Here is a 21,551-nt window from a genome sequence, read left to right on the forward strand (position 1 = left end):
CAAAAGGAGAGATGATTATGAAAAAGTTTTCTGTGATGGGCCTGGTGAGGGTCCGTTGGCTTCCGGTGTTTTTGATATCGTTGTTGGTGCTTGCCCTGTCGGTGGGCACATCGTGGGCCGCCGGCCGTTTGCTGCTGCGCGAAGCCATCGGTGCAAGGGAGCAGATCGGCGAGAAGGCGGAGCGCCACTTCAAAGCCAAACGATTTCGCGATGTCCGTTGGGGGGATGGGTTGGAAAAAGCCGACGCCATCGCCGCAGGGGATGCATTGACCCTCAATCTGTTCGATGATGTGCGCTTCGAGGCGCGGGTGGATCGGGTTACCCGGAACAAAATGGGTACCCGCACGTTGCGGGCCCGGATTCCGGGCAAGCGGTTCGCCAACGCCGTGGTGGTCACCAGCGGTGATCAGACCAGCGCGTTCATCGATGTACCGGAACGGGGCAAGTTCTACCAAGTGCTGAAGGATCGCGCCACGGGTGCTTACCGGGTGTTCGACATCGACCGCGAGGATCTGGAGTACCGTTTGCCTCTGGTCAAGCGCATTCCCCAAAGCGCGGCCGCCGAGAGCGAGGCATCGCCCGCAGCCGCGGATCAAACGGCGTTGCACGGCACAATGGTCAATGCCGAGCAGACCGTCATCGACGTGATGGTGGTCTACACGCCGGCCGCACGGCAATATGCGGCCAACCGGGGCGGGATCGACAACATCGTCGCAGCGGCCATGGCCAATGCCCAGTTGGTGGCCGACAACAGCGATGTGGGGGTGAATTTCCGGCTGGTGCACAGCGCCGAGGTCAATTACACTGAATCCGGCAGCAATACAGACCTGCAGCGGCTGACCAATCGCGCTGACGGCTATATGGACGAGATGCATGCGTGGCGCGACGCCCACGGCGCCGACATGGTGGCCCTCCTTACCAACGCCACCGATGTCGGCGGCGTCGGCTGGCTGCTGACAGAGCGCAGGGGCAATGCGCGTTACGCCTTTTGTTTGGTGTCGGTCCGCCAGGCGGCCACCAGCTACACCCTGGTCCACGAGATGGGGCACAACCTCGGGATGCACCACCATCGGGAGCAGACCTTTCAGCCCGGGCCGGGGATTTTCAGCTATTCCGCCGGTTGGCGCTGGACCGGTTCGGACAATCGGCGCTACAATTCCGTGATGTCTTACGAAAGCGGCGCTTACTACACGGACCGGGTCACGAGCCGCCCGGTGCCCTACTTTTCAAACCCTGATGTTCGTCACTTGGGCGCCGCCACCGGTCATGCCCAGTATGCCGACAACGCCCGCACTTTGCGGGAGACCAAGGATGTGGTGGCCGCCTACCGGCAATCGACCGTCGCCGTCGGCGAATGGCGCGTGACACCGGCGGAAGAAGTGCTTGCCGCAAGAGATTATCCCAACGGCGCCGTTGTTCCCGCGCGCGTGGTGTACAACCTGGCCAACACCGGCGGCACCGAGGTGCGCTGGAGTGCGGCCGCCGATGCCGATTGGGTGACGCTGACACCGCGCAGCGGGGTTCTGTCCCCCGGCGCATCCATTTCGATCACCGCCGCTTTCAACAGCGCCGCTGCCGGTTTGACGCCGGGCCGTTATGGCTGTGAAATCACTTTCAGCGAGGCCGAGACCGGTCTGGTTCAAAAGCGCGCCATCGCGCTGTCGGTCACCATGCCGCTGGGGCGGGCATTGAACAACAGCGCCCTGGCGTGGACATCCGGCGACGATGCGCCATGGTTCGGCCAGGCGGCAGTGACCCATGACGGGGAGGCGGCGGCCCAAAGCGGCGCCATCGCCAACGGCCAAGTCTCTTGGCTGCGTGCCGTGGCGCCCGACAGCGGGACGTTGAGCTTCTGGTGGCGCACCGCTTCAAATTCGGGGCGGCACCATCTTGAATTCCACCGCAACAACGCTCTCGTGGAGCGCTTGAGCGGCACCACCCAGTGGCAGTTCGTGACCGCACCGGTGGAGGCCGGACAGCAATTGCAGTGGCGCTACGTGAAGGAGGCGGTGGCCTATACCGACGAAAACGCCGCCGGATGGGTGGACCAGGTGGCGTTGCAAGCAGCACCGCTGCCGCCACCGGTGGTGGAAGGGATGGAGGATTATGATGCACAAAATCCCGTCACCTGGCCGGTGTTGGATGCGACCCAAACCGCTCGGTTCCAGGCGGCTGATCCATCCCGCAGTTACAACTGGACGGTGCGCAACTGGCAGGGCCAAACGGTCACCGAGCAAACCAACGGTGCCGCCGTCTTCGAGGTGGATCCGGCCGTGCTGCTCGGTTCCGCCGGCGCCGGTGTCTATACGCTGACCTTGACCGACCGCACGGCGCCGGGCGCAGGGCAGAGAGAGATCCACATCCGTGTGCCGATGCAGTTTGTGGCCGGCAAGTTCGCCGGATCGGACACCCCCGACCGGGGCACCTACTATGACGACCACGGCAGCGATACCTTCACCGTTCTGGGTGGCCCTCAAGGGCGTGTCTACCGATTCGAAGTACTGGACCAGCAGGATCGTCCGGTGACGGAGGCCAATTGCGGGGTGCTGGCCGATGCGCTCTCCACCCATGAGAACGATTTTTTCTTCACCCAAGGTATTGCAGGCCAGATTGCCTTCCGGGTGCGGGTCCGGCTTGATCGCTCCGCCGACAACCCCGATGTGCAGCGACTGGTCGATGCCGGCCTGGATGAAGTGTGGTCCGATGTCTTCACGCTCATTCCCAGGCCCGATACGGGCGGCTGCGGCGGTTATTGGTTCCGCTGGCCGTACAGCCGGTATACGTCCAACCGCTGATTGAGGTAGCCAACAGCAATCGTTTTATCGTCAACGCCCCGCAACGCCGGCGGATCTCCGCCGGGTTTGCGGGGCGTTTTATTGGGCGGTGTCGGCTTCGCCCCGGAAGGCAAGCCGGGCTTCCCGGCAAAGCAGGTGCGCCTGATCGGCGTAACGGGGCGAGTGGTGGAAAATGGTCATCCGGGCGACATTGGCCCGGCGGGCCAACAGGCCGGCTTGATGGGCGGTCAAGTGGTATTTGGCCCGGGCGATGGCCGCTTCGCTTTGCAAAAAGGCGGCTTCGATGAACAGATGGTCCGCATCGCGGGCCAGGGTGACGATCTTGTCGGCATTGGCCGGGCTGTATAGCGCATCGGTGACATAGGCGATCTTTTGGCCGGGGGTGATGCGGCAGACGGTGTGCGCCAATCGGCCCAGGGTGAACCGGCGTTGTCCTGGCGCATCGCCCGGCGTCGGAACCAGGATCGGGGTGTCGGGGTCGGCTTGCTGATGCAACAGTTGTTTGAATCGGGTGAGCCAGGGGCCCACCGGCAGGTCCATTTGTGCAAGGTGTTCTTTCAGTACATTGACGTGGAACCGCTCCTGCACATTGAAGGCCAGACAAGGCGTGTGGTGATCCAGGAGGGCGGCATGCACCTCGAAGGCCGCATCGCTGAAGATGGGGCCGCCGGCCGCCGGTTGGGTCTGTCGTTCCGATCCTTTGAAACCGGTTTGGGCGGCGAAGGTTTGGCTGACGCGCCGGTCATCGTCGATTTCGGTGGCATCGATCACCAGGGCTTCGCGGTAGTTGTGCACCAGGTTCCAGGTGTAACCGGCCAATTTGGCGGCCACCTGGCTCAGAAAACCCTTGGGCCCGAACAGGCGCAAGCGCTTGTCGCGGCCCAACAGCATCCGCAACAACTGATCGAAGCCGATGAAATGGTCCATGTGGGTATGGGTGACGAAGACGGGATCGATCTTCAGGACATCCCCCGGGGACAATGCACGCAGATTCCCCACGTCGAACAGCAAGGCCTGCTTGCGGAAAACCAGGTTGACCAACAGTCCGGGATCGTCGAAGGGGCCGTTGATCAGGCGAGGATGGAAGGATGGGCGCATGCCGTGGCGTGTCAGGGCAGGATGCGCGTCACCTGCTGGTGGATGCATCCGTAAATGTCGGCGTCCGAACCGTAAATGTCCACCACCGATTTGTGATTGATCAACTTTTCCAGCAAAAAGGCCGTGACATAAAGGCTCACCACATTGGGGTGCTGAATCAACTGCCGGTAAGGCGCCACCAGGTAGTCGATGTCGAAATCGTCGGCGCGGCACATGGCCTCCAGGCATTTGACGATCTGCTCCTCCAGCGTGTTCTTGCTGGTGGTTTCCACCAATTGGTTTTCCACCAGCTTCATGGCGATGGCATTGCCCAGCTCATCGACATGGTCCCGCGCGGCGCTGATGGCCCGCCGGCGGGCATGCTCCTTGGAGGATTCAATTTTGGACAGGATGCTGGACTCTCTGTTGCTCGGTCTAAAAACCTTTCCCATGGCACACCGCCTTGCTTTTTTTAGGATGGAACGATGGTGGTCCCGCTTGGAGAACCCCGAAGGGCACCGGCGCGTGGATCGTAACAAGGCATAATAAATTCAAGCCTCGTGGTTTTCAAGCAAAAATGTGTTCTTGCGCCATTTTACCATCGACCGTGGCGGCTTGCCCTTCAGAACCCTTCCACAATCATCTGGATCTCCTTGGCGCCGCGAAAACGGTTCCATTGCAGGCGGAAGGCCAACTGTTCGAAGGACTGGGCACGGGGTGTGTCCGACGTGATGTTGAAATGCATGGCGCCGATGGGCGGGGTGCATTGGTCCGGCTGACAGAGTACCATGCGGCGGTGCCTTTGCCCCACAATGGCGGCGGTGGTGACCCGCACATCCCGAGCCATGAAAAGAGGAGACGGGTTGTCCGTTCCGAAAGGCGCCAGGGATTCCAGCTCATCCAGCAGTTGCGGCGAGATTTGGTCCAAGGTGATCAGGCTGTCGATCCGCAGTTCCGGGGCCGGGTCGTGGGCCGGCAGTTGTTCGGCCACCGCCGCTTCGAAGGCGGCCTGAAGGAGGGTGATATTTTCCGTTGCCACGGTGAGCCCGGCGGCCAGACGGTGTCCGCCGAATTTTTCCAGCAGGTGGTCGCAGCAAGCCAGTGCGTGGTGCAGATCCACCTGGGGGATGCTGCGGCCCGAGCCCTTGGCCTGGTCGTCCCGGGCCGAAAGGACGACCACCGGTCGGTGGTAGCGGTTGACCAGCTTGGCGGCCACGATGCCCAACACCCCTTCATGCCATTGGGTGCCGGCCAACAGGAGGGTCTTGCGCGCCGTCACCCATTCGGGGCGATTGGCCAGGCGGCCGTCGATCTCCGCCAGGATTTTGTTTTCCATCTGCTGTCGGCGCTGGTTGAGGCCATCGAGATCCTGCGCCAAGGGCTGCGCCGCCGCCAAGGTGGGGGCGGCGAGCAGGTCGAAGGCGAGGTGGGCGTGGGCGATGCGTCCGGCGGCATTGATCCGCGGCGCCAGGCGAAAGGCGATGTCGTCGGCGGTGATCGGCAATTGGCGAATACCGGCTGCCGTGATCAGGGCCTGGATGCCGGGGCGCGCACCGGTGTTGATCACCTCCAGCCCCACACGGGTCAGCAACCGGTTGACGCCTCGCAGCGATACCATGTCCGCAACCGTGCCGATGGCCACCAGGTCGCAATAGCCTTTGAGGTTGGGTTCCGGCCGTTGCTGCCACCAACCCTGTTCCCGCAGGGCGGCACGCAGGGCGATCACCAGGTAGAAGGCCACCCCCACGCCGGCCAGATCGTTCAAGGGCCCGGGGGCTGTCTCCCGCTTGGGGTTGATAAAAGCGCAGGCCCCGGGCAGGCAACCATCGGTGTTGTGGTGATCGGTGACGACCACGTCGATGCCGAACCGCTTGGCTGTTGCCACGGCATCCGCGCCGGCGGAGCCGCAATCCACCGTGACGATGAGTTGCACATGCCGGGGAACGGCCAGCTGCATGATGTGCATAGTTTGCAACCCATACCCCTCCTGGATGCGGTGGGGCAGATGGCAGATCACGTCGGCGCCCGCCGCCTGCAGAAAGTGGTGCAGCACCGCAGCGGCGGTGATGCCGTCGGCGTCGTAGTCGCCGAAGACCAGTATGCGTTCCCGGTGCGCGATGGCTTCAGCGATGCGGGCCACCGCTTCGGCCATGCCCGTCAGGCAGGCGGGCGGGGGCAACTGTCCCAGGTCGGGCTTGATGAAGTCGGCCGCCTCTTCGGCCGAGCGGATTTGCCGGTTGGCCAGCACCGCCGCCGTGACGGGGTGGCATTGGAGCTGCTGTTGGATTTCCCGGACCAGGTCCTTGTCGGGCTGCAGAAGTGTCCATTGCGTTTGCATCCTGGGGGCATATCTTATATTGATTGGGCCGACAAGGAGAAATCCCCGTGCCGTTTCGGGGCTGTGGAACGGCGCGTGCCCTAAGGTATTCAATGAACACCGAACGTTATTATTACCGCGTTGACCGGCGCAAGATCAGTTTGCTCAAATTCACCTTCGACGCCTATGAAGGGGTGGCGGTGGTCACCACCCTGGATGCGGTCAAAGGGCTTGTGGTGCTGGCTGTGGCGCCGGGATGCGCCGACATGGTGCGGCACATCATGACCGATCTGGGCCGCCGGTTCTTGATCGAACCTCGAGACGGGCCGCTTGCGCCCCCATGTGAGTGATCATGCCGATAAAGCAGCTGTATATCAACACCATGGGATGCCAGATGAATGTGTACGATTCGGACCAGATCCGCAACCGTTTGGCACCCCTGAATTACGCACCGGCGCCATCGCCCGAGCAGGCCGACTTGATTATCGTCAACACCTGCGCGATCCGGGACAAGGCCGAACAGAAGGCCTTCAGCTTCCTTGGACGGCTTGCGCCCTTGAAGGCGGCCAATCCCGAGCTGATTATCGGCATCGGCGGCTGCGTGGCCCAGCAGGAGGGGCAAAACATCCTGCGCCGAATGCCTTATGTCGACTTGGTTTTCGGCACCCAGGCGATACCGCGCCTGCCTGAAACCATTCAGCGCATCGCCGCCACCCGCTGCCGCCTCGTGGATGTGGCCATGACCGATGAACTGGCGCCCGATGCCTTTGTCAGTGACGGCGCCGCACCTTCGGCGGTTTCGGCCTTCGTGACCATCATGCGGGGGTGCGACAACTATTGCACCTACTGCGTCGTGCCCCATGTGCGGGGCCGGGAGGCGAGCCGGGCGCCGGACGCCATTCTGGAGGAGATTCGCCACCTGGTGGCCCAGGGGGTGCGCGAGGTGACGCTTCTGGGGCAGAACGTCAACAGTTACGGCATCAAGGAGGGCTTGCCGGGATTCGCTCGATTACTGGCAATGGTCAACGACGTGGTAGGGTTGGCGCGAATCCGGTTTACAACTTCCCATCCCAAGGATTTGTCCCCTGAACTGATCGAGGCTTTCGGGCGTCTGGAGAAGCTGTGCCCCCACATCCATTTGCCGGTTCAGTCCGGTTCCGATGCCGTGCTCAAACGGATGAACCGCCGTTACAACAGTGCGCAGTATCTGGAAAAGGTGGCGCACCTGCGGCGAATCCGGCCCGACATCGCCCTCACCTCGGATATCATCGTCGGCTTCCCGGGTGAAACGGAGCAGGATTTTCAAGCCACTTTGGATCTGATCCGCGAGGTGCGCTTCGACGGCCTTTTCGCCTTCAACTACTCGGATCGGCCCAACGCGCCGGCGGCGCGCTTCGACGGCAAGATCCACCTTGCGTTGAAAAACGAGCGGCTGCAACGGGTGTTGGCGTGCCAGGAACAAATGACGGCACGCATCCACCGGGAGATGGTCGGTCGGGTTTTCTCGGTGTTGGTGGACGGGCCGGGCAAGCATGCGGTCGCGGAAACGGACGCCGACACCAGTTCGGACCTGCCGCACAACGACCCGTGGATGGGGCGCACCGGCGGCAACAAGATCGTCCATTTCCGCCAGGATGGAACGCCGCCCGGCGCGGCCAATCAAATATTGACAGGGCGCATCATGCCGATCATGATAGAAAGAGCAATGGCGCACAGCCTTTGGGGAAGTCCCTTGCCCGACACGTACCGATCAGCGGGAAAAGGAGAACGCAGTCATGTTGCATAAAGCCAGTGTGGCGGGTCTGACCATGGATCCCACCTCCAATACGCCGATCATCATTCTCAAGACCGAGGAAGGCGACCAGGCCATTCCCATCTGGATCGGGCTGCTCGAAGCCACTTCCATCGCATCGGTGTTGCAGAACGTGCACTTCGAACGTCCCATGACCCACGATCTGTTCAAAAACTTTAGCGAGCAGCTCAACACCAAGGTCACCAAGGTGGAGGTGTGCGACCTGCGTGACAACACCTTTTTCGCCTTGATCTACTTTGACCGCGATGGACGCTCTTTTTCCATGGATGCACGCCCCAGCGACGCCATCGCCATCGCCCTGCGCTTCGCGGCGCCCATTTTCGTCGACGACAAGGTGATCGAAAAATCCAAGCGGGGCGATGGTGAGGTGGAAGTGCTGGATCAGAGTGAGGAGGGAAAAAAATGGGCCGAATACCTGGAGAACCTCTCACCGGAAGATTTCGGTAAATACAAGGTGTGAGGCCCCGGCACAGGGGTTCCGCCGGCGGCCGGGCGCCATGCCGCCAGCGTCGGTGAATCTTTATGGATGGTCTTCCTTGAGAAACAGCGCGTGGTACTCCTCTTCGCTCAAATGCTTGCGCAGCAGCACCGACATCAGTTCGAACAGCGCTTCCAGATCTTTGTCCTCCATGCGCCGGCGCAGCACATCCAGCAATGCATCGTCGGAAAATTTCTGAAGGTAATAGATCACCGTGTTTTCGTCGGTTTCGCGATCCATACCGAACCCGACCATGCCTTGATAGTTTTCCACAAAGGTGTGTGCGTGCAGTGCCATTTTTGGTGCTCCTGTGCTAACGATGATTGTCGCCGATGGGCACCATACGGAAAAAAGAGACCCGGCGCAAGCTTCCTGTGGCGGTCCCGTCCTTTTTGGACCAGGGGCCCCTGGGGCCGTCGAAGGCAGACCCAACGGTTGTGTGTTGTATTGCCCGATCCACGACCCGGGCGGCAGCGCGGCCACCGTCTCCGGTGGGTATTGCGGCATTCCGTTGATTGTACTTGATGCCCCGGGACCATCTGGGCTATAAATCAACCCAACAGAACGCATGGCCGTGGTTTGCCTGCCAACGGTCGATTTTAAAGTGGATCTTGATACCACAGGGCCTTGTCGGGTCAGGTCGTTATGGAAGGGCGGTCGATGGGATGATCGCGCCCGATTCCATATCGGCGGCTGCCGCCGGTGAGGACACGCTGCTTCGGGGGTGGCTGGATGAAATGGAAGGACACCGGCGAGATGCCGGAAAAGGAAGAAAAACCCAAGGAAGAATACTACGACGAAGAGCATTTTTCGCCGTGGTCTGCGCGCAACAATCCTGCCGCGGGAGGTCTTTTGAAGCGATTGCCGATCTTTCTGATTCTGCTTGTCGTGGCCATCGTGACATCGGTTGTGGCCCTGCTGAGCCTCTTTTCCGGCAGGGGCGGCGAACCCGCCTCGCAACAGCAGATCGCGTTGCTGCAGCAAAACGTGCGCCAGATCGAGGAGCGATTGGAGCGCTATGAGGCCATCGACGAAAAGGTCTCCCGCATTTGGGAACAGGCCCAGTCTTTCGAGCGATTCAAGGAACGTTACGATCGGGGCGAAGCCTCCATGACCCTGCGCATGGACCATCTGACCATGAGCCTGGAGAATCTGCAGAAGCAATTGGCCGAAGCCCGCAAAGCGCCGGCCCCGCCCGTTGCCGCCGCGTCCGCCGACACGACCAAGAAGGCTGCCGCCGAGCCACCGGCGCCGGCCGCGACCGATGAGGGAAAAACGCAATACCACACGGTGGTGTCGGGTGACACGCTGTTCAGCATCGGGCAGCGCTACGGTCTGAAAGTGGACCAGCTGCGCAACCTGAATCGTCTGGGTGAGAATGCCATCCTGCAACCGGGGCAACGACTGATCGTCAGCCCCTGAGCGGTGGCTGGAACAAAGGAGATCGCTGATGATGCGTATCGGTGCGGTGCTGTTGTTGGTGGCTTGGATGGGATGCGGTCTGCTTGGCGTTGCCGCGGCTCACGGCGCGGGTATCGAGCTGGCCGTGGGCGGATGGCATCAGGATCCCGGCGGTGACATCGGTTACAAGGCCGTGGCCACCGGGGACATTCTCGATGTGGACCGGGACCTGCGCTACGATACGGAGAACCGTGTGCTGGGGCGCATCAAGATCGATATGCCCGCCTTTCTGCCCAACCTCTATCTGGCGGCTGCCCCGTCGGAATTCGAGGCCAGGGGGCAAAAGAACGTTAATTTCCGTTTCGGTGATCAAGAGTTCGACGGCCGCTTCGATTTCTATTCCAAGCTGAAAATGAATCAGTACGACGTGGGGCTCTATTACGGATTGCCCTTCGTGAATACCGCCACGGCAGGGATCCTGAATGTCGATGCGGGACTCAATGTGCGCATTTTCGATCTGGAAGCCCGGCTTCGCCAGGAAGAGACGGGGATCAGTGAAAAAGAGACCATCACCCTGCCATTGCCCCAGCTTTACCTTGGCATTCAGTTGACACCCGTGCGCTGGCTTGCCGTGGAGGCGGAGGGTCGGGGGCTCACGGTAAGCGGCAACAGCGTGTACAGTTTGATCGGTCGTCTGCGTTTCAATGTGCTGGGCCCGGCCTTTGTCGCCGCCGGCTATCGCTATGACCGGGTGGATGTGGACGAGGATGACCTGCGGGTCGATTTCACCATTCAAGGCCCCTTCGTGGAAGTGGGGCTCGCTTTCTGAGCCGCCGCCGTCAAGACAATCCAAAAAACGCGATAAAACCTACAATCACTGACAACATCCTTTTCGATCCCGATCCCGATCCCGATTTCGATGCGTCCGAGCATACCCACCATCCGCTCGAACACCCCAACCCCCTATAATCGATAGAATTCCTTCAACTTAAAATTTAAAACTTAACACTTGATGGCCTCGTAAAAAGTCCCAAAAACGGTGTTTTTGCAAATTGCCATCGTATAAATTTAGGTACTTACAGCGTCGAAAATTGAAAATTCCGACTTTTTACGAGACCATCAACACTTAAAACTTAAAACTTAAAACTGCCCTTCTACCCCACCAACTGCCGCATCTCGCCGATTACGTTGCACATACGCTGTTGATGCTCGAATTACCCCATTGACAACCCACAACCGAATCAATAATCTGATCCGTTGCGTCAAGGGGGCGCATCTCTCGTTGTTTGTTTAGATGAAGCAAGGAAAGGAGTTCGGGGTCATGGTGGATATTCACGATAGCGTCGGGGCGGCCAAACAACAGGCCAATCCGCAGTTGGCGTTGGAGGAGGCGGTTAAAGCCGCCTTGGCGCGGATCAAACATAAGTTTGTGGTGATGAGCGGCAAAGGGGGTGTGGGGAAAACCAGCACTTCGGTCAACCTGGCCATGGCATTGGCCGGTCAGGGCGCCAAGGTGGGATTGGTGGACGTGGATCTGCACGGGCCCGATGTGCCGCGCATGCTCGGATTCAGCGGCGTGTTGGACGTGGATGCCGAGAAACGCATCATCCCCTTGCGCTACAATGACAACTTGAGCGCCGTTTCGGTGGAATCGTTGATTGCCGGCAAAGACAGCGCCATCATCTGGCGCGGGCCGGTCAAGCACTCGGTGATTCAGCAATTCATCGGTCTGGTGAACTGGGGTGACTTGGATTATCTGGTGATCGATGCGCCACCGGGCACCGGCGATGAGCCGCTCACGGTAGCTCAATCCATCAACGACGCCCGGGCCATCATCGTGACCACGCCCCAGGAGGTTTCCCTGGCCGATGTGCGCAAGTCGATCAATTTCTGCCAGAAGGTGAACATGGCGATTTTCGGTATCGTTGAGAACATGAGCGGGTTCACCTGTCCCCACTGTAACGAGATGGTGGACCTTTTTGGTGTCGGCGGTGGTGAGCGCACCGCCTCGGCCATGGGGTTGCCGTTTCTGGGACGCATTCCCTTCGATCCCCGGATCGTGGCCTGCGGCGACGCCGGCATCTCCTTCCAGGAGAAATATCCCGATACACCGGTGGCAAAGGCGTATGCGGCCATTGCTGAAAAGGTGATGGCGGGGTAAATGCGAGTTTTAAGTGTTAAGTTTTAAGTTTTAAGTTAAGGAATTCTATCTGTTGGAGTTTGTTGGGTATTTTGGGGTGGGCCGGGTGGTCCGCCCCTTTTTGTTTGGTGGGTCAGGGGGTGCGGACGGCGCGGACGTAGTAGGGGGCGCTGAAGTCTTGGCGGCCGATGAAGCCGAGGGCCATGTCGGCGTAATAGGCGGCGGTGAAGGTGCTGCGGTCGGCGCTCCAGATCCATCGTTGGGTGGTGTCGAACAGGGGGGGCTGGCAGAGGTCCCGGATTTGGGGTGCGGGGCGCAGGAGGGTGGTCAGTTCGTCGATGGTGGGCAGGCGCCAGTTGCGGTATCCGGCCCATTCTTGGCGGTTCAAGCCGTCGATGAAGGCTTGGGCCGATTGCCAGGTGTGGGGGTAGGGGCTGCCCGCGCGCTGCCACACCAGCCCCGTGGCGTGGTCGGTAACGATGTCCGCTTGCGGTGTTGCGAACGCGTTTGCAGTGTAGTGCAGCGGTCGCCAGAGCGGATCCAGGCCAAAGGTGGTGCGCGCGTTGCGCGGTGGCGCTTTGATGGGCACGGCGCGCAGCGGCGGGATGGGCGGCGTGCCGGCCGGTTCGGGTGCCGGCGGCGGGATGGCGCAAGTGCGCTCTTTTTCGGTTCGCCAGTGTTCGGCCAGATGCTCCAGGGCTTGGTGCATCGCGGCGGCATCGGGGAAGCGGCGGTCCGGGCGGGGGTCGATGGCCCGGGCGACGAACCGGTCCCAGGTCGGATTCAGGTCGCTGTTGCGCCGGCTGGGTGGCCCATAAGCGGCGTCATGGGGCGGACCGGCGGGCAGGCGGCCGGTGAGCATGCGGTAGACCATGACGCCCAGGGCATAGAGATCCGCCGCCGGCCCGGCACTGTCGGGGTCCGTCTCTTGCTCCGGGGCGGCGTAGAAGGGAGAGCCCACTTTGAGATGGGATGGCCCGGCAAATGTTTCGCCGCGCAACCGGGAGAGACCGAAATCGCAGATTTTGACCGTGTCCTGTGCTGTGACCAGCAGGTTGAAGGGTTTGATGTCCCTGTGCACCAGGCCGGCATCGTGCAGGCAGGCCAGGCCTGCAAGGGTCTGGGCGCTGTAATGCAGCACCTTGTCCGGGGCGATGCGACGGGACGGCTGTTCCACCCGGTAGGTTTCGCCCATCATGTCGCCAAGGTTGTTGGCGAAAAACGCCATTACGTAGAACGGTTCTTCCTCGTGGTGGTCGAAATCGTGGATAGCGACGATGTTGGGGTGATGGAGGGCCGCCATGGCACGCGCCTCGTCCACGAACCACTGCCGCAGTGCTGCCGTACCCATCAAGCGCGCCAGCAACGGGTCGGGCGCCAGCAGTTTGAGGGCTGCTGTTTTGTCGATCACTGGCAGGCGGACCTTGAACACCTTGGCCATGCCGCCTCGGCCCAGAAGGCCCTGTATCCGATAGCGACCGATGTGGCGCATCACCACAGCCTTCGGGCATGGGCTTCGGGCAGTCCGAGCGCTTCGATGGCGGCCACCGTGCGGGCGATGTCGTAGGTCACGAAACGGGTGTCCAGCAGGGCGTGGGCCTGATCCCAAATGACGTACTTGGCGTGGTTGGTGCCGTCCCGGGGTTGTCCAACGCTGCCTACATTGATCAGGTGGCACTGATCGGTGGCCAGGGTGGTGGTGCCTTGGTGCAATGGATGGCGCTCCAGGCGGCGGCCGTCGTAACCGATCCATTCCAGGTCATGGGTGTGACCGATGAAGCAGATGGGCGGCACCATGTCGGTGAGGGTTTGCTTGATTTCCTGACTTGTTTTCTGAAACAGGTAGGTTTGGGCCGAGTCGGGGGGGTAGCCGTGCACCAGGTGGCAGCCCAAGAGGGTGCGACTGTAGGGCAGATGCCGGATGAAGTCCAGGGAGTCTTCGCTGAGCAGGGTGATGGTTTTTTCCAACGACTGGCGGGCAAGGGGGTTGAACCATTGCAGGTGGATGCGGTCGCACACCGCCATTTCGTGATTGCCGATGATGGTGGGAATGCCCCGGCGGTAGATTTCCGTGATCACCGCTTCCGGCTCAGGGCCGTAGCCGATGCAGTCGCCCAGGCAGACCGCCTGGTCCACACGGCAGCGGTCCATGTCCTCCAACACCCGGGCCAGGGCTTCGAAATTGCCGTGAATGTCGGAGAGGATGGCGATTCTCATGGCATCAGGAAACCGTACAGGTACCAATCGATGAGCCGTGGCCCGAAAAAAAGATAGAGCAAGGCGCCGATGGCCAGAAAGGGGCCGAAGGGGACGGCCAGTTTCATGTCTTTGCCCATGCGGATCATCAGCGCGATGCCGACGGTGGTGCCGATGAAAGAAGAGGCCATGATGGTGAAGAACACCCCCTGCCACCCGATGAAGGCGCCCAGCATGGCGAGCATTTTGATGTCGCCGCCGCCCATGCCCTCCTTGCCGGTCAACAGGCGGTACCCCCAGGCCACGACCAGCAGCGAACCGCCGCCGACGACTATGCCTATCAGGGAGTCGCGCCAATGCAAGTGCGGCAGCAGGAAACTGCAGGCGAAACCGATGGGGATGCCGGGCAGGCTGATCACATCGGGAATGATGCGGTGATCGAGATCGATGAAGGTGATCACGATCAAAGCCGCCGTCAGGGCGAAATAGATGGGGGTTTGGATGTGCCATCCGAAACGCAGCCACACCGCCAGGGCCAGCAGTCCGGTCAGCAGTTCGACGATGGGGTAGCGGGCCGATATGGCACTGCCGCAGCCGCGACAACGGCCGCGCAGCAACAACCAACTGAATACCGGGATGTTGTCATACCAGCGAATGGGATTGCCGCAGGTGGGGCACGCCGAAGGGGGGTGGACAATGGAGCGGCCCGCCGGCAGGCGGAAGATGCAGACGTTGAGAAAGCTGCCGATGCACAGTCCGATCAGAAAAAAGTAGAGACCGGCCAACATTGGGGCCATGGGCGGAGCTGTCGCCTCCTTGATGCATGTGAGCCGTCGGGGTTGCCGGCGGCCGCACGGATTTTTTCTTTGAATACCGCCGTCTGTGTGTTAAACAGAACATTTACGGTGCGGTCGGCCGAGTGATTCATCTGGCCGCCAAAATGCATTTGTAGGCGGAATCAGTTAAAAAAGCAAGTCGGATATTGTCAACTCACGGTTATGTTTTATAATACCCATTTGATTCCATTTGCAAAAGCCGTTCGATTCCGATTTCCGGCATTTCGCCGGAATCTTTGCTTAATCCGGTTTGAAACGCACTTGTCGTGCAGCATGGAGCGCGGGCACACCCAATAGGAATGAAGACAGATGGCTGAAACGGACAAGGACGATCTCATCAGTATCATTGAAGAAGACATCGGTGACGTGGACATCCCCACCACCCTGCCCCTGTTACCGGTGCGGGATGTGGTGATTTTTTCCGACATGCTGCTGCCCCTGTTCGTGGGGCGTGAAAAATCGGTGCGCGCGGTGGAGGCCGCTCTGTCCAAGGATCGCTTTCTCTTTGTGGTCACCCAGAAGGATCCGGCCGTTGAGAATCCCAAGGCGGGCGACGTTTTCAACGTCGGGACCATCAGCCGCATTCTGCGGGTGCTGAAACTGCCCGATGGCCGTGTCAAGGCCCTGGTTCAGGGATTCGCCAAGGCGCGCATCGTGCGCTATGTGCAAAAGCGCACCTTTTACCGGGTGGCGGTGGAGCTCCTGGAAGAGCCCGAAGTGGCGCTGCCCGACCTGGAAGTGGAAGCGCTGATGCGCAATGTGCGCGATTACTCGGAAAAGATCCTGGCCCTGCGCGGTGAACTGACCGGTGACGTGGGGAGCATTCTGGAGGGCATCGAAGATCCGGGCAAACTGGCCGACCTGGTGGCCTCCAACCTGCGATTGAAGATCGAAGAGGCGCAACAGGTAATCGAGTTTGTCGACCCTGTGGCCCGCCTGCACAAGGTGCACGACCTGCTGTCGCGGGAGGTGGAGCTGTCGGCCATGCAGGCCAAGATCCAGTCCGACGTCAAAGACGAAATCTCCAAGAGCCAGCGGGACTATTTTCTGCGGGAGCAGATGCGCGCCATTCACAAGGAACTGGGCGAACTGGACGAGAAGAGTCAAGAGCTGGAGGAGTACCAGAAAGCCATCAAGCGGGCGCGTATGCCCAAACCGGCCATGGAGGAGGCCATCAAGCAGTTGCGGCGCCTGGAGCAGATGCATCCGGACGCCGCCGAGTCCGGCGTCGTGCGGACCTATCTGGACTGGCTGACGGAAATGCCCTGGCAGAAGACCACCAAGGATGTGATCGATATCAAACAGGCCAAGGAGGTATTGGACCGCGACCACTACGGCCTGGACAAAATCAAGGACCGCATCTTGGAGTACCTGAGCGTGCGCAAGCTCAACCCCCAAATCAAAGGATCGATCCTCTGCTTCGTCGGGCCGCCGGGGGTGGGCAAAACCTCCCTGGGCCAAGCCATCGCCAAGGCCATGCGGCGCAAATTCATTCGCATCTCCCTTGGCGGCATTCGGGATGAGGCGGAGATCCGGGGCCACCGGCGCACCTATATCGGCGCCATGCCCGGGCGCATCCTCCAAGGGCTGAAGACCTGCGGCACGCGCAACCCGGTTTTCATGATGGACGAGATCGACAAACTGGGCAACGATTTTCGCGGCGACCCCTCCTCGGCCCTGCTCGAGGCGCTGGATCCGGAGCAGAACTACGAGTTTTCGGACCACTACCTCAACCTGCCCTTCGATTTGTCCCAGGTGATGTTCATCCTCACCGCCAATGTGACCGACACGATCCCGTCGGCGCTGTTGGACCGCATGGAGGTGATCCATCTCTCGGGCTACACCGAGGATGAAAAGCGGATCATCGCCGAGAACTACCTGGTGCCGCGCCAGCTAAAAGAGAACGGGCTCAAGCCGCGGCAACTGACCATCAGCGCCAATGCCATGATGACCATGATCACCGAGTACACCTCCGAAGCCGGCTTGCGGAATCTGGAACGTGAGATCGCCACCATTTGCCGCAAGGCGGCCCGCAAGATCGCCGAGGGCCGCAAAGGCCCCTTTGCCATCACCCGCGGTAATTTGGAAAAATATCTGGGCGTCCCCAAATTCTACCCTGAACTCGACCAGGAAGCGAGCCAGGTGGGGCTTTCCACCGGATTGGCCTGGACCCAGGTGGGCGGTGAGGTGCTTTATGTGGAAGCCAGCCTGATCCGGGGCAAGGGCGAGCTGATCATCACCGGCCAGATCGGCGAGGTGATGCAGGAGTCGGCCCGTGCCGCACTGAGCTACGCACGGGCCTATTTCGATGCGGTGGGCATCAAGAATTCCAACTTCGAGAATCTGGACATCCACATACATGTGCCGGCCGGGGCCATCCCCAAGGACGGTCCCTCGGCCGGCGTCGCCATGGCGGCCGCCCTGATTTCGGTCGTCACCCAGCGGCCCATTGACAAGGATGTGGCCATGACCGGCGAGATCACCTTGCGCGGCCGTGTCCTGCCCATCGGCGGCTTGAAGGAGAAATCCCTGGGAGCGCTGCGGGCCGGCATCAAAACGGTCATCATCCCCGCGAAAAACAAGAAAGAACTGGAAGAGCTGCCGGCCACCATCAAACGCAAGCTCAAGTTCGTGGCGGTTCAGAACATGGACGAGGTGTTGGACATCGCCTTGCTTGCACCGGTGGCCAAGCCCCGCGCCGTCGTGCCGGCCCGCAGGGTGAAAGCGGCGAAGAAGCACTGACGAAGGCCATGCGCATTCTGGCCGTGGATACCGCCACCGAGGTGTGCGGCGTGGCATTGGCCCGCGAGAGTGGCGATGTGGCGGCCGAGCTGTGCCTCAACCGGGGACGGACCCACACCGGCACCCTCATGGCGGCCATCGAGGCTGTGTTGAGTCTTGCCGACCTTTCGCTCAAACAGGTGGATGCCTTTGCCGTCACCCGTGGCCCGGGCAGCTTCACCGGCCTGCGCATCGGCATCAGCACCGTCAAGGGGCTGGCCTTGGCAACAGGCAAACCGTTGCTGGGCGTCTCATCCTTGGCAGCCCTGACGTGCCGGGTCCCCGAGGGCATCACACGCATCTGCCCCATGATCGACGCCCGGCGGCACCAAGTCTACTGGTCTCTGTACGAGCGGCATCAGCAAGGATTGGTACAGATCCATCCGGAGACCGTCGGTCCGCCGCGGGAAGCAGCGGGACAGGTGGCAGGACCTTGCCTTTTCGTCGGCAACGGCGCGCGGCTCTACAACGAACAGTTGCGGGCCGCCTTGTCGCGGCCGGAGTGGTTGCTGGCGGCGGGTGAGGGGCTGGACACTTTGTCCGCCGCTGCCGTGGCGCGGCTGGCCGGCGAACAGCTGAGGCGCGGGGAGTGGGTGGATGTTCATCGTTTCGCGCCGCTATACATTCGACCATCGGATGCCCGGCTCAATGTTTGATCTGAATGTTTGATCTGCTTGACACGCCTGCTGGAAATGGGTAAGGGATTTCAGGTTGAACAACATTCAGTAGGTGGCAGACAAACCAATGGGACTTCGCCGTCCGGCGGGGGAGCATTGGTTTCTGTATTGCTTCCGATGAATGCCGGCGGCATATGGAAGGATCGCCCGTAGATGGGACGATGCCGCCGGGCGTAGCGTATCACAATTCAATATGGCAGCGGCGGCCCCCTTCCGGGCCGTCGCGCTTTTAACAAAGGAGTGACTGTTGGATAGAGTGCCCATTACCCCCCGTGGCTATGAAGCCTTGAAAAAGGAGTTGACGCAGTTGGTGTCGGTGGAACGCCCCCTGGTGATCAAAGCCATTGAAGAAGCCCGTGCCCACGGCGATTTGTCCGAAAATGCCGAATTCGAGGCGGCCAAGGAGCGCCAGGCGTTTATCGAGGCGCGGGCCAACGAACTCAAATTCAAGCTGGGCAACGCCGATATCATCGACCCGGACAAGTTGCCCCGCGACCGGGCCGTTTTTGCCAGCCGTGTGCTGCTTGCCAATGTGGACACCGGCGAGGAGGTGGAGTATCAACTGGTCGGGCCGGACGAGTCGGACATCAAGGAGGGTCGAATTTCTGTCGCCTCACCATTGGGCCGGGCCATCATCGGGCGTCGGCCCGGCGACGAGATCGTCCTCGAAGCGCCGGCCGGCAAGCGGACATATGAGCTGGTGGAGATTCGTTGATTCTGCTATAGGGATGGGCATACCAAGCCTGCCGCGCGCGCCGGGCGGGCTGACAACAAATGGAGGTTAGGGCAATGGCAAGGATAACCATTGAAGATTGTTTGAAAAGAGTTGATAATCGGTTCCGGTTGGTGCATTTGGCGGCCTCTCGGGTGCGTCAAATTCGGGAGGGATCCGAATATCTTGTCAGCTCACCCAAAAACGAAGACATCGTGGTGGCGTTGCGTGAACTGGCGGCGGGCAAGGTGACCCAGAAGAGTCTGGCCGAAGATCAGGCCTGACCCGTCGCTTGAAGATCGTCCCTTGCCGACCCACAGCAACACATACAAGTCCCTCAACCGGTCCATGGGCAAGGCCCTGCACGCCTATTCGATGATCCAGGACGGGGATCGCATCGCCGTCGGGCTCTCCGGCGGAAAAGACAGTTGGGCCTTGATGTGGCTCCTGGCGGAGCGGCAAACCCGTGTACCCGTCCGATATTCACTGCACCCCATCCATATCGATCCGGGTTTCGAAGGCGGACCGAGCGGGGCCATTGAGGCCTTCTGCCGGCGCATGGGTTGGACCGTTCACATCGAGCGGACCGATTTCGGTCCCGTCGCCCACAGTGACGTCAATCGGGAAAATCCCTGCTTCTTGTGCGCCCGCAACCGGCGCCGGCGACTGTTCGAGGCGGCCGACCGAATGGGGTGCCGCAAGCTGGCCCTGGGGCACAACAAGGACGATCTGATCGAAACACTGTTCATCAACATGTTCTATGCCGGCGAGATCAGCACCATGATGGCCCATCAGCCTTTTTTCGATGGCCGGATAACCGTCATTCGACCACTGGCATATACCGATGAAGCGCATCTGGAACGTTTCGCCCGGATCATGCAATTTCCGGTGCCTCCCAATCCCTGCCCCAGTGCGGGACGTTCCAAACGGGCGGCCGTCAAGGACATGCTGCGGCGCCTCTACGCCGACAACAGAAAAATCAAAGGCAACATATTCAGATCGATGCGCCACGTCCGAGCTGAATATCTGCCCCGATAAGGCCATTGGATGGGTGTTGATGCCGGCGGCTCCGGGAACGGGACCTTTGGCCGAGGCATGGAAGGCGGATCGATGAAAGACGTGCAAAGCCAACGCGACACGCGCAACATTCCCATTGACAAAGTGGGGATCAAGAATCTGCGCTACCCCGTAACCGTGCGGGACCGCCGTGAGGGCCGCCAGGCCACCGTGGCGATCATCAACATGTATGTGGATTTGCCCCATCAGTACAAGGGCACCCACATGAGTCGTTTCGTGGAGATGCTCCATCTGCTCAAAAGCGAGGTTTCCCTCAAGCGGTTCGCCACCTTGCTGGAGCAGATGAAAAAGCATTTGGATGCCGCTTCGGCGCACATCGAAATGACCTTCCCCTATTTCATCGAAAAACAGGCGCCGGTCAGCAAGGCGCCCGGTCTAATGGACTACACCTGCCGCATCATGGGTTCCAGCAACGCCCGGGACGAGGTGGACCTGATCTCCGAGGTGAACGTCCCTATCAGCTCAGTCTGCCCGTGTTCCAAGGCCATCAGCGATGCAGGGGCCCACAACCAGCGCGGTGAAGTGAAGCTGCAAACCCGCTTCAAGCGTTTCATCTGGCTGGAGGACATGATCGAGCTGGTGGAAGCTTGCGCCTCTTGCGATGTTTTTTCGGTACTCAAGCGAGTGGACGAAAAGCGGGTCACCGAACAGAGCTACAACAACCCCAAGTTTGTCGAGGATGTGGTCCGGGACGTGGCCTCCCGCCTGATGCAGGACGACAACATCATCTGGTTCTCCGTCAGCGCCGAAAACTTCGAATCGATCCACAACCACAGCGCCTACGCCCACATCACCAGCGGACCGTGGCCGGTGTGAGAGATAGTTTTAAGTTTTAAGTGTTAAGTTTTAAGTTGAAGGAATTCTGGCGGTTAGAGATGGTGGGGGCGTTGGGTTGCCGGGTCGGCAACACCCTTGTAGGGGCACGGCATGCCGTGCCCGGGTAGCCCCAGGCGGCCCGTTCATGCACGACATGCCGTGCCCCTGCGCCACAGGTGACATAACCATTATTGTCTGTTCCTGCACGGCGGCTGGGGTTGCTGTGATGCGTGCAGGCGCTTAGGGACCGTTATGAGGTGGGCGCCGGATGTTCGGCCCCCACTGTTTTAGCGAAGCGCGTTTTGATCCACCCCCGGAGACCACCCTCAACCCCCTAAAATCGATAGAATTCCTTCAACTTAAAACTTAAAACTTAACACTTAAGACTTGCTTTTAACTCAACAAAACCCACCCAACCCGATAAACCCAACAAAC

General features: G+C 60.6%; 20 protein-coding genes. 13 read left to right on the plus strand and 7 right to left on the minus strand.

The features are described from left to right. The first annotated feature begins 17 nt into the window (after positions 1-17). Positions 18-2,795 (plus strand): M12 family metallo-peptidase, encoded by a 2,778-nt coding sequence (locus tag MRX98_RS14130; protein WP_246910639.1) that lies wholly within the window; start codon positions 18-20, stop codon positions 2,793-2,795. A gap of 78 nt (positions 2,796-2,873) precedes the next feature. On the opposite strand, the gene MRX98_RS14135 is transcribed toward MRX98_RS14130, so the two are convergent. From MRX98_RS14135 to recJ, 3 genes are all read right to left on the minus strand, one after another. After that, complete coding sequence (locus tag MRX98_RS14135; protein ID WP_246910641.1) at positions 2,874-3,893, minus strand: ribonuclease Z; 1,020 nt, start codon at positions 3,891-3,893, stop codon at positions 2,874-2,876. Between the two features lie 11 nt (positions 3,894-3,904). Continuing rightward, the gene (locus MRX98_RS14140; RefSeq protein WP_246910644.1) at positions 3,905-4,324 is read right to left on the minus strand and encodes a hypothetical protein; all 420 of its coding nucleotides are present in this window, start codon (positions 4,322-4,324) and stop codon (positions 3,905-3,907) included. A gap of 170 nt (positions 4,325-4,494) precedes the next feature. After that, complete coding sequence (gene recJ, locus MRX98_RS14145) at positions 4,495-6,210, minus strand: single-stranded-DNA-specific exonuclease RecJ (protein WP_246910647.1); 1,716 nt, start codon at positions 6,208-6,210, stop codon at positions 4,495-4,497. A gap of 92 nt (positions 6,211-6,302) precedes the next feature. On the opposite strand from recJ, the gene MRX98_RS14150 reads away from it, so the two are divergent. The 3 genes from MRX98_RS14150 to MRX98_RS14160 are packed head-to-tail and all read left to right on the plus strand — an operon-like array spanning position 6,303 to position 8,462. Then, a complete protein-coding gene (locus tag MRX98_RS14150; RefSeq protein ID WP_246910650.1) occupies positions 6,303-6,539 on the plus strand; it encodes a DUF4911 domain-containing protein in 237 nt (78 codons plus the stop codon). Positions 6,540-6,541: 2 nt separating this feature from the next. Beyond that, a complete protein-coding gene (miaB, locus tag MRX98_RS14155; protein ID WP_246910659.1) occupies positions 6,542-7,975 on the plus strand; it encodes a tRNA (N6-isopentenyl adenosine(37)-C2)-methylthiotransferase MiaB in 1,434 nt (477 codons plus the stop codon). Further along, complete coding sequence (locus MRX98_RS14160; RefSeq protein ID WP_246910662.1) at positions 7,965-8,462, plus strand: bifunctional nuclease family protein; 498 nt, start codon at positions 7,965-7,967, stop codon at positions 8,460-8,462. The genes miaB and MRX98_RS14160 overlap by 11 nt, the downstream gene beginning before the upstream one ends. 60 nt (positions 8,463-8,522) lie before the next feature. Here MRX98_RS14160 and MRX98_RS14165 read toward each other — a convergent pair whose 3' ends face one another. After that, positions 8,523-8,777, minus strand: a complete 255-nt coding sequence (locus MRX98_RS14165; protein ID WP_246910678.1) for a cytoplasmic protein — start codon at positions 8,775-8,777, stop codon at positions 8,523-8,525. A gap of 435 nt (positions 8,778-9,212) precedes the next feature. On the opposite strand from MRX98_RS14165, the gene MRX98_RS14170 reads away from it, so the two are divergent. The 3 genes from MRX98_RS14170 to MRX98_RS14180 all read left to right on the plus strand — a co-directional run bounded on the left by MRX98_RS14170 (position 9,213) and on the right by MRX98_RS14180 (position 12,042). Further along, positions 9,213-9,902: a LysM peptidoglycan-binding domain-containing protein gene (locus tag MRX98_RS14170; RefSeq protein ID WP_246910681.1), complete on the plus strand. Its 690-nt coding sequence runs from the start codon at positions 9,213-9,215 to the stop codon at positions 9,900-9,902. Positions 9,903-9,930: 28 nt separating this feature from the next. Then, a complete protein-coding gene (locus MRX98_RS14175; RefSeq protein ID WP_246910683.1) occupies positions 9,931-10,710 on the plus strand; it encodes a TIGR04219 family outer membrane beta-barrel protein in 780 nt (259 codons plus the stop codon). A gap of 492 nt (positions 10,711-11,202) precedes the next feature. Continuing rightward, positions 11,203-12,042 (plus strand): Mrp/NBP35 family ATP-binding protein, encoded by an 840-nt coding sequence (locus tag MRX98_RS14180; protein ID WP_246910686.1) that lies wholly within the window; start codon positions 11,203-11,205, stop codon positions 12,040-12,042. A gap of 112 nt (positions 12,043-12,154) precedes the next feature. Here the strand turns inward: MRX98_RS14180 and MRX98_RS14185 are convergent, their stop codons facing one another. From MRX98_RS14185 to MRX98_RS14195, 3 genes are read right to left on the minus strand one after another with little or no spacing between them, the layout of a single operon-like run. Further along, positions 12,155-13,513: a protein kinase domain-containing protein gene (locus MRX98_RS14185; protein WP_246910701.1), complete on the minus strand. Its 1,359-nt coding sequence runs from the start codon at positions 13,511-13,513 to the stop codon at positions 12,155-12,157. Beyond that, positions 13,513-14,238 carry a metallophosphoesterase family protein gene (locus MRX98_RS14190; protein ID WP_246910705.1) on the minus strand — a complete coding sequence of 242 codons (726 nt, stop codon included), beginning with the start codon at positions 14,236-14,238 and terminating at the stop codon, positions 13,513-13,515. Before MRX98_RS14190 ends, MRX98_RS14185 begins: the two co-directional genes overlap by 1 nt. Then, the gene (locus MRX98_RS14195) at positions 14,235-15,014 is read right to left on the minus strand and encodes a prepilin peptidase (RefSeq protein WP_246910707.1); all 780 of its coding nucleotides are present in this window, start codon (positions 15,012-15,014) and stop codon (positions 14,235-14,237) included. The genes MRX98_RS14190 and MRX98_RS14195 overlap by 4 nt, the downstream gene beginning before the upstream one ends. A gap of 348 nt (positions 15,015-15,362) precedes the next feature. On the opposite strand from MRX98_RS14195, the gene lon reads away from it, so the two are divergent. The 6 genes from lon (at position 15,363) to folE2 (ending at position 21,116) form a co-directional block, all read left to right on the plus strand. Then, positions 15,363-17,795, plus strand: a complete 2,433-nt coding sequence (gene lon / locus MRX98_RS14200; protein WP_246910723.1) for an endopeptidase La — start codon at positions 15,363-15,365, stop codon at positions 17,793-17,795. Between the two features lie 8 nt (positions 17,796-17,803). Beyond that, positions 17,804-18,490 carry a tRNA (adenosine(37)-N6)-threonylcarbamoyltransferase complex dimerization subunit type 1 TsaB gene (gene tsaB, locus MRX98_RS14205; RefSeq protein WP_246910739.1) on the plus strand — a complete coding sequence of 229 codons (687 nt, stop codon included), beginning with the start codon at positions 17,804-17,806 and terminating at the stop codon, positions 18,488-18,490. 277 nt (positions 18,491-18,767) lie between these two features. Beyond that, positions 18,768-19,226 carry a transcription elongation factor GreA gene (gene greA, locus MRX98_RS14210; protein WP_343217766.1) on the plus strand — a complete coding sequence of 153 codons (459 nt, stop codon included), beginning with the start codon at positions 18,768-18,770 and terminating at the stop codon, positions 19,224-19,226. 74 nt (positions 19,227-19,300) lie between these two features. Next, positions 19,301-19,507 (plus strand): DNA-directed RNA polymerase subunit omega, encoded by a 207-nt coding sequence (gene rpoZ, locus MRX98_RS14215; RefSeq protein WP_246910745.1) that lies wholly within the window; start codon positions 19,301-19,303, stop codon positions 19,505-19,507. 22 nt (positions 19,508-19,529) lie between these two features. Then, complete coding sequence (locus MRX98_RS14220; RefSeq protein ID WP_281432362.1) at positions 19,530-20,261, plus strand: PP-loop family protein; 732 nt, start codon at positions 19,530-19,532, stop codon at positions 20,259-20,261. Between the two features lie 72 nt (positions 20,262-20,333). Further along, complete coding sequence (folE2, locus tag MRX98_RS14225; RefSeq protein ID WP_246910761.1) at positions 20,334-21,116, plus strand: GTP cyclohydrolase FolE2; 783 nt, start codon at positions 20,334-20,336, stop codon at positions 21,114-21,116. The last annotated feature ends 435 nt before the right edge of the window (positions 21,117-21,551 follow it).

The sequence above is a fragment of the Desulfatitalea alkaliphila genome, assembly GCF_022968795.1.
Lineage (GTDB): Bacteria > Desulfobacterota > Desulfobacteria > Desulfobacterales > Desulfosarcinaceae > Desulfatitalea > Desulfatitalea alkaliphila.

Coding starts and splice junctions, on each gene's coding strand:
- MRX98_RS14130 (WP_246910639.1), top strand. CDS start 18: ATGAAAAAGTTTTCTGTGATGGGCCTGGTGAGGGTCCGTTGGCTTCCG.
- rpoZ (WP_246910745.1), top strand. CDS start 19,301: ATGGCAAGGATAACCATTGAAGATTGTTTGAAAAGAGTTGATAATCGG.
- MRX98_RS14195 (WP_246910707.1), bottom strand. CDS start 15,014: ATGGCCCCAATGTTGGCCGGTCTCTACTTTTTTCTGATCGGACTGTGC.
- MRX98_RS14180 (WP_246910686.1), top strand. CDS start 11,203: ATGGTGGATATTCACGATAGCGTCGGGGCGGCCAAACAACAGGCCAAT.
- MRX98_RS14135 (WP_246910641.1), bottom strand. CDS start 3,893: ATGCGCCCATCCTTCCATCCTCGCCTGATCAACGGCCCCTTCGACGAT.
- lon (WP_246910723.1), top strand. CDS start 15,363: ATGGCTGAAACGGACAAGGACGATCTCATCAGTATCATTGAAGAAGAC.
- MRX98_RS14190 (WP_246910705.1), bottom strand. CDS start 14,238: ATGAGAATCGCCATCCTCTCCGACATTCACGGCAATTTCGAAGCCCTG.
- miaB (WP_246910659.1), top strand. CDS start 6,542: ATGCCGATAAAGCAGCTGTATATCAACACCATGGGATGCCAGATGAAT.
- MRX98_RS14175 (WP_246910683.1), top strand. CDS start 9,931: ATGATGCGTATCGGTGCGGTGCTGTTGTTGGTGGCTTGGATGGGATGC.
- recJ (WP_246910647.1), bottom strand. CDS start 6,210: ATGCAAACGCAATGGACACTTCTGCAGCCCGACAAGGACCTGGTCCGG.
- MRX98_RS14150 (WP_246910650.1), top strand. CDS start 6,303: ATGAACACCGAACGTTATTATTACCGCGTTGACCGGCGCAAGATCAGT.
- MRX98_RS14140 (WP_246910644.1), bottom strand. CDS start 4,324: ATGGGAAAGGTTTTTAGACCGAGCAACAGAGAGTCCAGCATCCTGTCC.
- folE2 (WP_246910761.1), top strand. CDS start 20,334: ATGAAAGACGTGCAAAGCCAACGCGACACGCGCAACATTCCCATTGAC.
- tsaB (WP_246910739.1), top strand. CDS start 17,804: ATGCGCATTCTGGCCGTGGATACCGCCACCGAGGTGTGCGGCGTGGCA.
- MRX98_RS14185 (WP_246910701.1), bottom strand. CDS start 13,513: ATGCGCCACATCGGTCGCTATCGGATACAGGGCCTTCTGGGCCGAGGC.
- MRX98_RS14165 (WP_246910678.1), bottom strand. CDS start 8,777: ATGGCACTGCACGCACACACCTTTGTGGAAAACTATCAAGGCATGGTC.
- MRX98_RS14160 (WP_246910662.1), top strand. CDS start 7,965: ATGTTGCATAAAGCCAGTGTGGCGGGTCTGACCATGGATCCCACCTCC.
- MRX98_RS14170 (WP_246910681.1), top strand. CDS start 9,213: ATGAAATGGAAGGACACCGGCGAGATGCCGGAAAAGGAAGAAAAACCC.